This window comes from Isoptericola sp. NPDC055063 (assembly GCF_053608125.1).
In genome coordinates this window covers 366,502-380,488 of sequence record NZ_JBSGUW010000003.1, presented here as the reverse complement: position 1 = coordinate 380,488, position 13,987 = coordinate 366,502, and the positions used below count along the sequence as shown (strand labels likewise).

Sequence of the window (13,987 nt, the reverse complement as noted above, 5' to 3'; positions counted from 1 at the left end):
GGGCCGGGCGACGTGACCGCGATCGAGGACATCCGCGCCGGGGACAAAGTCTACGCCCACAACCTCGCCACCGGGGCCGACGAGCTGCAGCTCGTCATGGAGACCTTCGTCCGCACCACCACCACCCTCTACCACCTGACCATCGCCGGACACGTCGTCACCACCACCGACGAACACCCCTTCATGGTCCGGAACATGGGCTGGATCCTCGCCCGCGACCTGCAACCCGGCGACATCCTCGTCACCCCCGACGGCACCGTCACCCTCGACCGCATCGACATCGAGCACCGGCCCGAGGACGACGCGGTCACGGTCTACAACTTCCACGTCGAGACCCACCACAACTACTACGTCCTCGCCGGCGACCTGCCCGTCCTGGTCCACAACGCCGCGCACCGTCTGCCCACCGGGGTGCGGATGAACAAGCTCGTGGGCGACGCGTACCGCGACCACGTGGCCGACTTCCTGCGGCAGCGCGGGCAGCGGGTGCTGACGGACGCCGACGACGCGGCGATCAACACGTACGGGACGCCGTTCGGGGACCGGATCTACGACATCTCGGCCTGGAACAAGAACGGCGACTTCCTCGGCGTCGTCGAGACCAAGTCGGGCAAGGTGGGCCTGGACCCCAAGCAGACGATGAAGGACGAGTGGCTCCGCGACAATCAGGGGCTGAGCATCACGTACGTGCTCGACGAGCTCGACAACATGTGACCGGAAGGATCGTTGCACCGCTATGGCATACAGGATCGTCACCCTCGTGGCCGCGCCCGACCCCGACGCGTGCGTCGACGCGGCCCACGTCACCCAGGCCACGCAGCCGTTCAGCGTCCGCGACGTCAGGGCGTTCGAGAGCGGCACGTCGCTGGACTTCCGGCTCGACTTCGACAACGGCGGCGAGTGCTACGTCGAGGTGGACACGGCCCCCGAGCTCATCGGCTGGTACGCGGCCAAGTACGAGAAGCACGCCGGCCGCCCGTTCGACCCGACCCCCAACGTCCTGACCTCGTGGACCCTCCTCGGGGAGATGGACCTCGACGCCATGCACGACGTCGCCGACGCCGTCACCCCCGGGCACCTCGTCACCGCGTGGGACGACGTGACCGGGTTCGACGTCCGCTGGCGCTGACGTCTACGCCCCGTCCCCGACCCAGGAGACCTGATCGACCATGACGGACGCCTCGCACGCCCCCGCCTCCTCCGGAGCCCCCGACGGAACGGGTCGGCCCGGCGCGAGCCCCAGCGCCCTCGCCGTGGCCCTCGCCGCCGCGGACCCGGTCGCCGTCGGCCGTGCCCTGCGGGACGACCCGGTGGTCGTCCCCGTGCTGCCGCGCGACGACGAGACGCCGCAGGTGCGCGTCTTCCCGGCGCCCGAGGACGGGGAGCGCCCCTACATGCTCGGCCTGTTCTCCTCGCCGGTGGCCCTCGAGTCCTTCCTCGCGGACGACCCGGGGCGCGCGTACAGCCTCCGGCGCCGCGACTCCCTGGTCCCGTTCCTGCGCCGGCACGGGGCGGCGCTCGACCGCGTCGTCGTCGACCCCGGTAGCGCGCACGCCATGACCCTGGGCGTCGCCGAGCTGGCCGCCGCGCTCGGGCCGGGGGACGACGCCGACGCGACCGGCCTCGCCGACAGCACGGGCGCCGGCATCAGCATCGAGGGCCTGCAGGCGATGGCCAGCGTGGAGGAGGCCGGCGGGTCGCGCGGCATCGGCATCGAGCTGAACCTGCCCGACCACTGGGCGCTCATCGACCTGGAGGACGAGGCCCAGCGGGACCTGCAGATCCGCGCGGTCGTCAAGCAGCAGGGCGCCGCGCTGGGCGACCGCGGGGCCGCGCTGCGGCGCGACCTGCGCGACCAGCTCACCGCCGTCGCCACGAAGGCCGCCGCCGCGGGCGGGCAGGCCATGGCCTACCTGACCCTGCCCGGCAAGGACGCGGCCCTCGCGTTGAACCTCACGCTGTACTGGCACGACCTCGGCCCCGAGGCGGGCGGCGTCACACATCTGCAGCGCATCCACGACCGGCTCGAGCCGCGGCTCGGCCCCGACGACGAGCTCACCGTCACCGACACCCTCTCCGGGCCGTTCCTGCGGCACGTCCGCGTGGCCCCGGGCTCGGCCGAGCTCGGCGGCCAGGACGTCCCGCTGCTCCTCGTCGACTACTGGGCGCCCGCGCCCGGTGCCCAGGCCGTCGCGCGCCTCGCCTTCTCCACCCCGCACGCGGAGATCCGCCAGGCCATGCTGGGGCTCACCGACAAGGTTCTGTTCGCCACCGAGTGGCTCATGAGCGCCCCCGGCGACGCCGCGGACGACGTTCCCGCCCCCGGCGCGGCGCCCGCACTCCCCTGACCATTCCCTCCCCCGCGCGACGTGCTCGCTGCGCACCACCACGAACGAAGGGCCCCCATGGCACCGCGGATCGCCACCACCACCCGCGTCGAGCGCGACGAGCTGCTCGACCTCCTGCGCGCCCGCCGCCACGGCGTGCTCGTCACCACCCGCACCGACGGCACGCCGCAGCTCAGCCCCGTGACGTTCGGCGTCGACGATGCTGGGCGCGTCGTCGTGTCGACGTACCCCGACCGCGCCAAGGCGGTGAACCTGCGGCACCGCCCGCAGGCGTCGTTCCTCGCGCTCGGGGACGACTTCGACGACGCGTGGGTGCAGGTGGACGGCACGGCCGAGGTGATCGACGTCCCGGACTCCGTCGAGCCGCTCGTGGAGTACTACCGCGCCGCCGCCGGCCAGGAGCACCCCGACTGGGACGAGTACCGCGAGGCGATGCTGCGCCAGGGCAAGAGCGTCGTGCGGATCACGATCGAGCGGTGGGGGCCGGTCGCGACCGGAGGCTTCCCCGCGCGGCTCGTCGACGGCGCGTCGTGAGCGCCGACGCACGCCCGGTCACGCTGGCCGTGCTGCTGTGGGCCGCCCCGGGCGAGGCCGACCTCCTGACCTCCTACGAGTCGGAGGTGCTCGCGCTGGTCCCCCGGCACGGCGGCCGCGTCGTCTCGCGGGTCCGCACCCTCGCCGGCGCGAGCGGGGAGGACCCCACCGAGGTGCAGGTCATCGAGATGCCGGACGAGGAGGCCCTCGCGGCGTACATGGCCGACCCCGAGCGGACGGCGCAGCTCGACGTCCGCGACCGGGCGATCGCGCGGACGCAGATCCTGCAGGTGGCACCGGTCGCCTGACGGCGCCCAGGTCGGACGACGCCGCCCGGGACGACAGCACGGGGCGGCCACACGGGACGTCGGATCAGAACAGGAGCTCCTCCGGCTCCGAGGCTCGCCCTGCCGGAGCCGTCCGGTGCTCGACGATGGAGCCAGCGGGATAGTCGCCCTCGTCGTGCGGGCGCAGCTCGTGGGGGAACCGGCCGGTGGCGCCCGACCGCGCGCGGTGCCCGGAGGAACCGAACCCCCGCTCGACCAGCAGCGGCTCCACCCGGTCCCACAGCCACTGCCGGTACGCCTCCAGGGCGTAGGTGCCGCGGGAGAACACCCGGCCGTAGCCCGCCACGACGCGCGGGTGGTCGCGCTCGAGCCACTGCAGGTACCACTCGCGGGTGCCCGGCTTGAGGTGCAGCGGCACCACGGTGACGCCCGTCGCGCCGGCGTCCGCCACCGCGTCGAGCAGCCGCCGCAGGTGGTCGCGGGAGTCGGTGAGCCACGGCAGCACGGGCGCCACCATGACGCCGCAGGGCAGCCCCGCGGCCCGCACCGCCCGGATCAGGTCGAGACGGGCCCGCGGCGTGGGCGTGCCGGGCTCGACCGCCTGCTGCAGCTCCTCGTCCGCGAAGGCGAGGGACACGCCGAGCCCCACCTCCACCCGCCGCGCCGCGTCGGCGATCAGGGGCAGGTCGCGCCGCAGCAGCGTGCCCTTGGTGAGGATGGAGAACGGCGTGCCCGAGTCCGCGAGCGCCCCGATGATCCCCGGCATGAGGCGGTAGCGCCCCTCCGCCCGCTGGTAGGGGTCGGTGTTGGTGCCGAGCGCCACCGGCTCCCGCCGCCACGACGGCCGCTCCAGCTCCGTGCGCAGCACGGCGTCGACGTTCATCTTCACGACCACCTGGGAGTCGAAGTCCCGGCCGGCGTCCAGGTCGAGGTACTCGTGCGTGGGGCGGGCGAAGCAGTTGTGCGAGATGACGCCGTTGGCGATGAAGTCTCCGGTCCCGGTGGTGATGTCGACCATCTCCTGCTCGACGCCGAGGTCCTCGACGCTCACCACCCTGAGGTCGCTGGTGGTCTTGACCGCGTCGCCGAGGATGGTCAGCTTCCGTGTGATCGCGGGGCCGACGGCGTGGAAGAAGCGACGCCGGGCCGCGAGACCTCCGGTGACCCGTACGGTGGCGACGCCGTTCGCACGCGCTCGCTCCCGGACGTTCGGCACACCGAGGTCGTCCAGGTAGGCGCTCGTCCGAGCGAGGATCTCCTCGTCGCCGTTGGCGATGCGCAGGACGCCTCGCGAGCACGACCCCTCGGCGTCGAAGATCCCTGCGAGGAACCCGCGCTTCCATTCGTCGACGGGCGCTTCGGGCCACCTGATGATGCGGTGGATCGCCTCGTGGTCCGCACGACGGCCTGAGTGGATGCAGTCCATGGCACGCCTCGTCGGGGTCGCCGGACTGAAAGGACGCCGCTTGAGCGCGATCCCTTCGAGTACGAGGTACTCGGCCGAGCGGTTCAGAGCCTCCGCGTCGGTCAGCGCGAGCCGGAAGTGCGTCACGCGCCGGGTTCGTCCGTCGTCCGACCGGTAGGCCTTGTCGAGGAGCATCCCGTCACCGCGAATCATGCCGGTGAGGTAGCCGAGACGGTACTCACGAGACTCGCCCGGCTCGGACCGCGCGGTCGTCGGCATGCCCAGGCCGAACCCCATCAGGGCGTTCTTCGTCGTCAGGTAGGGGCGCTGCGGCGTGCCCCGCTCCGGCCGCGCGACGTGCTTCCACCCGCGCTCCCTCGTGAGGAAGCGATGGTCACCGCTCGCGACGATCTCCGTCCCGTCGGCCAACGTCACGCGGTACGCCCTCTTGACCACGCGCCACGCGGCAGCGACCGACGTCTCGGCATAGCGTCGAGATGCGCCGACGCTGACGGTGCCCACGACCTTGTCGCCCACCCGGACGTCGCGAATCGGCTGCTGGCGGCCGTCGGCCATCAGGACGAGCGTGTCGGGGCTGGTGCAGTAGCGGCAGGCATGACTGCAGCCGCGGTAGGGGTTGACCGTCCAGCCGAAGGGCATGCGCGACGCGGCGGGCACCTTGGTGAGCGCGCTCTTGGCCATCACCTCGTGGAACGTGACGTCGGCGAACTCCGGCGTCCGCACGCTGCGCACGAGTCCGAGCCGCCCCAGCCGGGACCGCTCCAGCCCCGGCAGCGCGCCGTCGTCCGCCTCGATCGCCTGCCCGTCCCATCGCACCGCATCATTCGAACACGTGTTCGACGCGCGTGTCCAGCCCCGTGTCCAGCCCTGGGCCCAGCACCGGGACCGGACGGTCGCTCAGCCGCGGGCGCGGGAGACCGCGCGGCGCAGCCGCTCGCGCAGGGGCGCCGGCCGGTCGTGCACCTCGGCGAGGAGCACCTCCACGACGTCGAGGGCCGCCGCGGCGACCTGCCGGGGCCGCGGCGCGTCCGGGTCCGTCCAGTCGTCCGGGGGCTCCCCGGGGAGCAGGTCGTCCAGGTCGCCGTGCACGGCGACGCCACGCTCCCGCAGCCACGCGACCCAGGCGGCGCTGCGCTCGGTCACCCAGGGCAGGTCGTCGGGTCCCACGGTGATCGCCGCGGAGCTCCGGGGGGCGAGCGCGTGGGTCACCACGAGCCCGTCCACCAGCGGCGACAGGTCGCCGCCCCGCTTCGCCCGCGGGACTTGGGCGCGCCCACGTGAAGGAAGACTCGGTGCGGCATCGCTCCACGGTCCCACGCCACCCTGGGCGCGCGCTGGAGCGCGCGGTCAGGCGGGCACGGTCAGGCGGGCACGGGCCAGCGGAACGCGAGCGAGGCCGCGGCGGGCGCCGGGCCGCGCTGGGCGACGTACCGCTTGAGGTCGCCGCGGAAGGCGACCTCGCCCGGCACCTGGAGCAGCGTCTGCGGGCGGACCTTCCAGCGCGGCAGGCCGAGGTCCGCCACGCCGGCGCCGTGCAGCACCTGGTAGACGAACTCCGAGCAGAAGAACCGCCGGTCGTCCTCGGAGCCGCGGCCGAACAGTCCGCTCACGAGGCCCGGGGCGTTGTACGTGTAGGTGTGGCTGTCGAGGAGGAACTCGGCGACCTGCCCGCAGACGGCCTCGCGCTGGGCGGCGGTCACCGGCACCTCGAGCACGACGCCGGGCAGCACCGGCATGTCGCGGTACAGGTCGTCGTCGAGCCGCTCGCGCTTGAAGCACCCCACGAACGGGTTGCCCGCGCGGCGGCGCCCGAAGCTGAACATCAGCTCGAGGTCGGCGTCGAGGGCCAGGGCCGCGTGGGTGTACTCGTCGCGCGTCGCCAGACGGATCGTCCGGGACAGGACGGTGCTGCTGCGGGACAGGACGACGTAGATGCTCACGGGCGCCACCGTAGCGGCTCCGACGCGCCGTCCGGCCAGGTCAGGCCCAAGTTCAGGGTGATTCTCAGGGGCGCCTCAGGGTGCCGGGGGGACAACCCCCGCGGGGAGTCCCCCGATCAGTTCCCGCGGCGCGCGGGGTCCACCACCCAGGGCCCGGACCGTCGGGCCGTCACCGACCCGAGGGAGTCACCCGTGTTCACCGTGCAGCGCGCGTTCAGCAGCTTCTCCGTCGACGACCTCGACGCCGCCGAGGCCTTCTACCGCGACACCCTGCGGCTCGCGGCGCGACGCACGCCGATGGGGCTGGAGCTCGACGTCACCGGCGGCACCCCGGTGTTCGTCTACCCCAAGGGCGACGCGCACGAGCCCGCCAGCCACACGGTCCTCAACCTCGTCGTGCCCGACGTCGCCGCCGCGGCGACCGACCTGCACGACGCCGGGGTCGAGCTGGTGCGCTACCCCGGCTTCGCGCAGGACGCGGACGGCGTGGTCCGCAGCGACGACCCGCGCCAGGGCCCGACGATCACGTGGTTCCGCGACCCCGCGCGCAACGTCGTCGCGCTCATCGAGGCGTGACGACCCGGCGGGCCCGGGATCCGGGCCCCGTTCAGGCCTGGGCGGCGGCCGGCACCACGCGCGGGTGCAGGTCCTCGGCCGGCGGGGCCCAGGACGCCGCGTGCGCGTCCACCTGCTCGCCCGTGCGGATGTCCTTGACCTGGCCGGCGAGCGCGTCGGCCACCGGCTCCCCCTCGACGCCCGGGCCGGTGGGGAACCAGACGAAGGGGATGCCGCGGCGGTCGGCGACCTTGATCTGCTTGCCGAACTTCGCCGCGGTGGGCGCGACGTCGGCCGGGACGCCGCGCGCCCGCAGCGCGGTGGCGACGGCGTCGGACTGCGCCCGGTGCTCCTCGTCGCTCACCGCGACGAGGACCGCCGTGGGAACGCCGCGCGTCGCGGCGACGAGGCCCGCGGACAGGAGCCGCGAGACGAGGCGCGAGACCCCGATCGACAGCCCGACGCCCGGGTAGGTGTTCTTGCCGTCGGAGGCGAGGGTGTCGTACCGGCCGCCGGAGCAGATCGAGCCGAGCTGCTCGTGGCCCACGAGCACCGTCTCGTACACGGACCCCGTGTAGTAGTCGAGCCCCCGGGCGATCTTGAGGTCCGCCACCACGACCCCGGGCGCCCGGCGCGCCGCGGCCTCGATGAGGGCAGCGAGCTCACCGAGCCCGGTCTCCAGCAGCTCCGTGCCGGCGTCGTAGGACGCCGCGAGCGCCCGCACGCGCTCCACGACGCCGACGTCCTCGCCGGAGATGGCGGCGAGCTCGAGGCAGGCCTTGGCCTGCTCGGGCGTGGCGCCCTGCTCGGCCTGCAGGAGCTCGGCGACGGCGTCGGGCCCGACCTTGTCAAGCTTGTCGACCTGGCGCAGGACGCCCTCGACGTCCTCGAGGCCGAGGCCTCGGTAGAAGCCCTCGGCGACCTTGCGGTTGTTCACGAGGATGCGGACCTCGGGCACGCCGACGTCGCGCAGCGCGCCGAGCGCCTCGGCCATCACCAGCGGCAGCTCGACCTCGTAGTGGTACGGGAGCTCGCCCGCGCCGACGACGTCGATGTCGGCCTGGACGAACTCGCGGAAGCGGCCGTCCTGGGGGCGCTCCCCGCGCCAGACCTTCTGGATCTGATAGCGCTTGAAGGGGAAGGCGAGGCGGCCGGCGTTCTCCAGCACGTAGCGCGCGAACGGGACGGTGAGGTCGAAGTGCAGGCCGAGCTGCTTCTCGTTCTTGTTCTCGGCGCGGTCCACGGACGTGCCGGCCTCGACCTCCTCCTGAAGCCTCCGCAGCACGTAGACCTCCTTGGAGGTCTCGCCCTTGCGCAGCAGCTGGTCGAGAGGCTCCACGGCCCGCGTCTCGATGCCGGCGAACCCGTGCAGCTCGAAGGTGCGCCGCAGCGTGTCGAGCACGTGCTGCTCCACGACGCGACCGTCGGGGAGCCATTCGGGGAAGCCGGAGAGCGGGGTGGGGCGTGCCATGCGCACATCTTCCCAGACTGCGGGGCCGTCCGGCGCCCCCGTCCGCGCGCCGTCCGCGCCCCGTCCGCGCGCCGTCCGCGCCCGTGGCGGGGCGCGTCAGCGCAGGTACGGGTTGGTGGCGAGCTCGCGGCCCACGGTCGTGGTCGGGCCGTGCCCGGGCACGACGTCGAGGGCGGGGTCGAGCCGGCCGACGACGTCGCGCAGCGTGCGGGCCATCGTCGCCGGGTCCCCGCCCGGCAGGTCGGTGCGGCCCACGCCGCCCGCGAACAGGACGTCGCCGGCGAGGACGACGTCGCCCGCGACGTAGAGGGTGGAACCCTCCGTGTGCCCGGGGGCGTGCAGCGCCTGCAGCCGGACCTCACCCGCGACGAGCTCGCCGTCGGCGTCGTCGAACGGCTCGACGACCGCCGGGGCGCGGTAGTCCTCCGGTCGGTGCCCCGACGCCGCGAGCGCCTGGGCGAGGGCGCTGCTGACGCCCCGGTCGGCGACGTCAGCACCGGTCGTCGACCCGAGCGTGCCGAACGGGTCGTCGAGCCGGTAGGCGTCGGCGGCGTGCAGGCGCAGCGGCACGTCGTACCGCTCGCACAGCGCGGCCGCGTCCCAGGTGTGGTCCACGTGCCCGTGCGTGGCGAGGACGGCTCGGGGCGTCAGGCCCCGCTCGGCGACCAGGCGCTCGATCCCCGGCGCGGTCCCGGCGCCGGCGTCGACGACCACGCAGTCCGCGTCCCGCCCGTCGGTGCCGGCGACCACGACGCAGCAGTTGGTGGCGAACACGGGGGCGACGACGAGGAGGATCTGCACGCCGCCCACGCTAGCGTCCGCGCTCCGTGCGGCGGGGCGGTCGTCCCTGCGGGTGTGACCTGCGTCCCGACCTCTAGACTGTCCTCCGCGCGCGGAAGTTCCCGTGCGAGACGGGACGACCGAGGAGGTGCCCCCGACGGTGGCGGCCACCAAGCGCGAGCGTGACTACGCCCGCAAGCGGCAGGAGAAGTGGGAGCAGCGGCAGGCGCAGGCGCGTGCCCGCCGGCAGCGGATGTTCGCGATCGTGGCGATCGTGGCCGTGCTCGCCCTGGTGGGCGGCGGCTTCGTGATCGCGAACCTCGGCGGCGCCGCGAACCCCGCCACCTCCCCGACGCCGCAGGCCGCCGGGGACTGCCCCGCCGCCTCGACCGAGGCCCGCTCCGGCGGCGACCTGCCCGACCCGTCGGCCGCTGAGGACCGCACCTGGACCGCGACGATCGACCTGTGCGCGGGAGGCACCGAGTCGCCGGTCGTCGTGGAGCTGGACGGCGCCGCCGCCCCGCAGGCGGTCGCGAGCTTCGTGTCGCTCGCGACGCAGGGGTACTACGACGACACCCCGTGCCACCGCCTCACCACCTCCGGCATCTACGTGCTGCAGTGCGGCGACCCCACGGGCACCGGCACCGGTGGCCCGGGTTACTCGTACGGCCCGATCGAGAACGCCCCGAAGGACGACGTGTACCCCGCGGGGACCATCGCGATGGCCCGCCAGGGCGGCAACGGCGAGTCGATGGGCTCGCAGTTCTTCATCGTGTACCAGGATTCGACCATCCCGTCCGACGCCGCGGGCGGGTACACGGTGCTCGGCACCGTCACGTCCGGCCTGGACGCCGTCCAGGCAGTCGCTGACGAGGGCGTCGAGGGTGGGGCCGGCGACGGCGCCCCCCAGACCCCCGTCATCATCGAAGGAGTGGAGACCCAGTGAGCGAGAGCACCCCCGGCTCGACCGGCCCCGAGGAGACCCCGGCCGGCACCGAGGAGACGGCCGAGACTCCATCGCAGACGACCCCGGACCAGGCGACCCCGCCTGCCCCGGCCGACGACGAGCAGCCCGCCGCCGAGGCCGCCGTGACCACGGAGCCCGAGGCCACGGAGACGGACGCCACGCCCGAGGCGACCGAGGCGACGTCGGAGCCGGCAGCCGAGGCCGCCGCCACGGACTCCCCTGCGGCCGAGACCTCGGAGCCCGCCGAGACCGCCGATCAGCCCGAGGCGGCCGCCGAGCCCCAGGCAGCTGAGTCCGCCCCCGAGCCCGAGGCCGCACCGGTCGAGGCTGCTCAGGTCGAGGCTGCTCAGGTCGAGCCGACCCCGACGCCTGCCCCGGCCCCGACGAAGCCCGCGGCGCCCAAGCCGTCGGCGGTGCCGAAGCCCCGCCCGGGCGCGCCCAAGCCTTCGGCCGTGCGCCGTCCGGCCGCGCCGACGCCGGCGGACATCCCGCCGGCCGAGGCCGCCACCCCGGTGACGCCGGTCGCGCCGCCCGCCCACGACGCCGCCCAGGCCGCCGCCGCCGAGGCGTTCGGCCGGGTGGACGAGGACGGCACCGTGTACGTGCGGGAGGCCGCGGGCGAGCGCCAGGTCGGCCAGTTCCCGGGCGTCGACGCCTCGGAGGCGATGAGCCTCTACGTGCGCCGCTACCTCGACCTCGACGCCAAGGTCGCCCTGTTCGAGACGCGTCTCGACAGCGCCGACCTGTCCGTGCGCGAGATCGACCAGACCCTCACGAAGCTCGCCGAGGAGACCGGCGAGCCGGCCGCCGTCGGCGACCTGGACGCCCTGCGAGCCCGCGTCGAGGGCCTCGGGGCCCGTGCGGGGGAGCGTCGTGCGGCGCTCGAGCAGGAGCGCGCCGCCGCCAAGGCGGAGGCCGTCGCGGCCCGCACGGCGATCGTCGAGTCCGCCGAGAAGATCGCCGGCACCGACCCCGCCAAGATGCAGTGGCGCCCGGCGGGCGAGGAGCTGCGCGGCCTGCTCGACCAGTGGAAGGACGCGCAGCGCAACGGGCCGCGCATCGACCGCCCGACGGAGGAGGCCCTCTGGAAGCGGTTCAGCCACGCCCGCACCGCGTTCGACCGTGAGCGCCGGCACTTCTTCGCGGACCTGGAGCAGCGCAACAGCGCCGCCAAGGCCGAGAAGGAGAAGCTCGTCGCCGAGGCGGAGGCCCTCAAGGACCACACCGACTGGGGCGCCACCGCCGCGGCCTACCGCGACCTCATGGCGCGCTGGAAGGCCGCCGGCCGAGCCAGCCGCAAGGACGACGACGCACTGTGGGCCAGGTTCCGGGCCGCGCAGGACGCCTTCTTCGGGGCGCGGGACGCGGAGAACGCCGCGATCGACGCCGAGTACGGCCAGAACCTCGTGGTCAAGGAGGCGCTGCTCGTCGAGGCGGAGGCCCTGCTGCCGGTGACGGACCTCGCCGCTGCGAAGGCCGCGCTGCGCGACCTGCAGGAGCGGTGGGAGGACGCCGGCAAGGTGCCCCGCGGCGACGTGCAGCGCGTCGAGGGGCGCATGCGCGCGGTCGAGACGGCCGTCCGCACCGCGGAGCAGGCCCGCTGGGACCGCACCAACCCCGAGACCCGCGCGCGGGCCGAGGGCGCGGCGGCTCAGCTCGAGGCGGCCATCGAGGGCCTCGAGCGCGACCTCGCCGCGGCCCGGGAGTCCGGCGACGCCCGCCGGGTCGAGGAGGCCGAGACCGCCCTCGCCGCCCGCCGCGCGTGGCTGGAGCAGGTGGTGCGCGCCGCCGAGGAAACCCGCGGCTGACGCTGCGCGCCTCGCGCGAGCGGCCGTCCACAGGCCGCGCCCGCAGGGGCCCGCGACCGGATACGTTCCGGTCGTGGGCCCCTTCGCCGTCTCGACCTCTCTCCCCCGCTCCCCGCACGCCGCCGACGCCGGCGTCGCCCGGCTCGGGGCGCTGATCGCGCCGCCGCCGCGCGGCGCCGGCCCGCTGGTGCGACCGCACGACGTCGGCGGGCGCGCGGCGTGGCACGTGCTGGTGCGCGACGGCGCCCTCGAGGTGCTCCGCGGGGACGCGGCCGTCGCCGCCGGGACGCCGGTGCCCCCGGCCCTGCGTGCCGCGCTGCTCGCGGCCGAGCTCCCGACCGGCGGGGTCCTCGCGGGCCGCAGCGCCGCATGGGTGCACGCCGGTCGGCCCGCGGCGGCCGAGGCGGCGGACTGCCTCGACGTCACATACCCCGCCGGGGGGCACCGCCCGGAGGTCTGGGGCGCAGGCCTCGTGTGGCAGGCCCCGCTGCTGCGCGGCGACACCCAGGAGCTCGGCCGGGTGCGCGTGACGACCCCGCTGCGCACCGTCGTCGACGTCGCCCTGCACGTCCCCGGCGACGGGACGGCCGCGGGCCTCGCCCGGGTCCTCGCGGACGCCTGCGGGCTGGACCTCGACGACGCGGCGCGGCTGCTGGAGCGCCGGGCGCGCGCGGTGGGGCGGCCGCGGGCGCGTGCCGTGCTGGACCTCGCGCGGTCCGGGCCACCGGCTGTCCTCCGTGCGGCACCCGTCGGCCTGCCCTAGGTTGAGGCGCATGGCCCCCGCCGCACCCGCCGTCGAGCTCGACGCCGCAGGACGCGCCGTCCGCGTCTCCAGCCCCGACCGCGTCGTCTTCCCGGAGCTGCCCGACCGCCCGGGCCTCACGAAGCGCGAGATCGTCGAGTACTTCCTGTCCGTGGGCGACGGCATCCTCGGCGCCCTGCTGCACCGGCCGACCACGCTCGAGCGCTGGCCGAAGGGCTGGTGGCCCGAGGCCGTGATGGCCACGCGCGCGGACAACCGCGGCGACGCGTTCTACCAGAAGCGTCTCCCCCAGGGCGCGCCGGACTGGGTGGAGACCGCCACCATCGCCTTCCCGAGCGGGCGCACCGCCGACGAGGTGGCACCCACCGAGCTGGCCGTCGTCGCGTGGGCGGCGAACCTCGGCACCCTCACGTTCCACCCGTGGCCCGTGCGTCGCGACGACGTCGAGGCCGTGGACCAGCTCCGCATCGACCTCGACCCGCAACCGGGCACCACGTTCGACGACGCCGCCACCGTCGCACCCCACCTGCGCGACCTGCTCACCGAGCTCGGCCTCACGGGCTATCCCAAGACGTCCGGCGGGCGGGGCCTGCACGTCTTCGTGCCGCTCGCGCCGCGCTGGTCGTTCCAGCAGGCGCGCCGTGCCACGATCGCCGTCGGCCGGGAGCTGGAGCGGCGCCTGCCGGACCAGGTCACCACCAAGTGGTGGAAGGAGGAGCGGGGCGAGAAGATCTTCGTCGACTACAACCAGATGGCGCGGGACCGCACCATCGCGTCGGCGTACTCCGTGCGCGCCAACAAGCGCGCCACCGTCTCCACCCCGCTCGAGTGGGACGAGGTCGGCGAGGTCCATCCGGACGACTTCGACGTCACCACCGTGCCCGCGCGGTTCGCCGAGCGCGGCGACCTGTTCGCGCCCCTGCGCGCCGACCGCGACCCCGCGCTCGACTGCTCGCTGGACTCGGCCCTCGAGCTCGCCCGCCGCGACGAGGAGGAGCACGGGCTGGGCGACCTGCCCTATCCCCCCGAGTACCCCAAGATGCCCGGCGAGCCCAAGCGGGTGCAGCCCAGCCGCGACACGGACCGCAAGCGGTCCTGACCGCCCACC

General features: G+C 74.8%; 15 protein-coding genes. 10 read left to right on the top strand and 5 right to left on the bottom strand.

Features of this window, described 5'->3' with window-relative positions; all coding sequences use genetic code 11:
* The 5 genes from ACWF41_RS05790 to ACWF41_RS05770 form a co-directional block, all read left to right on the top strand.
* The coding region (locus ACWF41_RS05790) for a polymorphic toxin-type HINT domain-containing protein (RefSeq protein WP_380320066.1) at positions 1-714 on the top strand (714 nt) is incomplete at its 5' end.
* A gap of 22 nt (positions 715-736) precedes the next feature.
* On the top strand, positions 737-1,129 hold the full coding sequence (locus tag ACWF41_RS05785; RefSeq protein ID WP_380320063.1) for a hypothetical protein: 393 nt from the start codon (positions 737-739) through the stop codon (positions 1,127-1,129).
* A 40-nt stretch (positions 1,130-1,169) separates the two neighbouring features.
* The gene (locus tag ACWF41_RS05780; protein ID WP_380320060.1) at positions 1,170-2,348 is read left to right on the top strand and encodes an SseB family protein; all 1,179 of its coding nucleotides are present in this window, start codon (positions 1,170-1,172) and stop codon (positions 2,346-2,348) included.
* Positions 2,349-2,405: 57 nt separating this feature from the next.
* Entirely contained in the window at positions 2,406-2,882 is a 477-nt protein-coding gene (locus ACWF41_RS05775; RefSeq protein WP_380320057.1) for a PPOX class F420-dependent oxidoreductase, read from the top strand.
* The gene (locus tag ACWF41_RS05770) at positions 2,879-3,190 is read left to right on the top strand and encodes a DUF1330 domain-containing protein (protein WP_380320054.1); all 312 of its coding nucleotides are present in this window, start codon (positions 2,879-2,881) and stop codon (positions 3,188-3,190) included. The genes ACWF41_RS05775 and ACWF41_RS05770 overlap by 4 nt, the downstream gene beginning before the upstream one ends.
* Positions 3,191-3,254: 64 nt before the next feature.
* On the opposite strand, the gene ACWF41_RS05765 is transcribed toward ACWF41_RS05770, so the two are convergent.
* From ACWF41_RS05765 to ACWF41_RS05755, 3 genes are all read right to left on the bottom strand, one after another.
* On the bottom strand, positions 3,255-5,411 hold the full coding sequence (locus ACWF41_RS05765; RefSeq protein ID WP_380320051.1) for an intein-containing Rv2578c family radical SAM protein: 2,157 nt from the start codon (positions 5,409-5,411) through the stop codon (positions 3,255-3,257).
* An 81-nt stretch (positions 5,412-5,492) separates the two neighbouring features.
* Positions 5,493-5,804, bottom strand: coding sequence for a hypothetical protein (locus ACWF41_RS05760; protein WP_380347009.1), 312 nt, complete (start codon positions 5,802-5,804; stop codon positions 5,493-5,495).
* Between the two features lie 152 nt (positions 5,805-5,956).
* Positions 5,957-6,535, bottom strand: a complete 579-nt coding sequence (locus ACWF41_RS05755) for a hypothetical protein (protein ID WP_380320045.1) — start codon at positions 6,533-6,535, stop codon at positions 5,957-5,959.
* Positions 6,536-6,727: 192 nt separating this feature from the next.
* Here ACWF41_RS05755 and ACWF41_RS05750 point away from each other — a divergent pair, with 192 nt between their 5' ends.
* Positions 6,728-7,111 (top strand): VOC family protein, encoded by a 384-nt coding sequence (locus ACWF41_RS05750; RefSeq protein ID WP_380320042.1) that lies wholly within the window; start codon positions 6,728-6,730, stop codon positions 7,109-7,111.
* A 31-nt stretch (positions 7,112-7,142) separates the two neighbouring features.
* Here ACWF41_RS05750 and hisS read toward each other — a convergent pair whose 3' ends face one another.
* Positions 7,143-8,561 (bottom strand): histidine--tRNA ligase, encoded by a 1,419-nt coding sequence (gene hisS / locus ACWF41_RS05745; protein WP_380320039.1) that lies wholly within the window; start codon positions 8,559-8,561, stop codon positions 7,143-7,145.
* A gap of 96 nt (positions 8,562-8,657) precedes the next feature.
* Positions 8,658-9,362, bottom strand: a complete 705-nt coding sequence (locus ACWF41_RS05740) for an MBL fold metallo-hydrolase (RefSeq protein WP_380320037.1) — start codon at positions 9,360-9,362, stop codon at positions 8,658-8,660.
* A gap of 139 nt (positions 9,363-9,501) precedes the next feature.
* On the opposite strand from ACWF41_RS05740, the gene ACWF41_RS05735 reads away from it, so the two are divergent.
* From ACWF41_RS05735 to ligD, 4 genes are all read left to right on the top strand, one after another.
* Positions 9,502-10,287 (top strand): peptidylprolyl isomerase, encoded by a 786-nt coding sequence (locus ACWF41_RS05735; RefSeq protein WP_380320069.1) that lies wholly within the window; start codon positions 9,502-9,504, stop codon positions 10,285-10,287.
* Entirely contained in the window at positions 10,284-12,116 is a 1,833-nt protein-coding gene (locus ACWF41_RS05730) for a DUF349 domain-containing protein (RefSeq protein ID WP_380320034.1), read from the top strand. The genes ACWF41_RS05735 and ACWF41_RS05730 overlap by 4 nt, the downstream gene beginning before the upstream one ends.
* 73 nt (positions 12,117-12,189) lie before the next feature.
* A complete protein-coding gene (locus tag ACWF41_RS05725) occupies positions 12,190-12,879 on the top strand; it encodes a hypothetical protein (RefSeq protein WP_380320031.1) in 690 nt (229 codons plus the stop codon).
* A gap of 10 nt (positions 12,880-12,889) precedes the next feature.
* Positions 12,890-13,978, top strand: a complete 1,089-nt coding sequence (gene ligD / locus ACWF41_RS05720; RefSeq protein ID WP_380320028.1) for a non-homologous end-joining DNA ligase — start codon at positions 12,890-12,892, stop codon at positions 13,976-13,978.
* Positions 13,979-13,987: the final 9 nt, after the last annotated feature.

Excerpts from the sequence above, each read along its gene's own strand:
- ACWF41_RS05785 (WP_380320063.1), top strand. The coding sequence starts at position 737 with ATGGCATACAGGATCGTCACCCTCGTGGCCGCGCCCGACCCCGACGCG.
- ACWF41_RS05780 (WP_380320060.1), top strand. The coding sequence starts at position 1,170 with ATGACGGACGCCTCGCACGCCCCCGCCTCCTCCGGAGCCCCCGACGGA.
- ACWF41_RS05775 (WP_380320057.1), top strand. The coding sequence starts at position 2,406 with ATGGCACCGCGGATCGCCACCACCACCCGCGTCGAGCGCGACGAGCTG.
- hisS (WP_380320039.1), bottom strand. The coding sequence starts at position 8,561 with ATGGCACGCCCCACCCCGCTCTCCGGCTTCCCCGAATGGCTCCCCGAC.
- ligD (WP_380320028.1), top strand. The coding sequence starts at position 12,890 with ATGGCCCCCGCCGCACCCGCCGTCGAGCTCGACGCCGCAGGACGCGCC.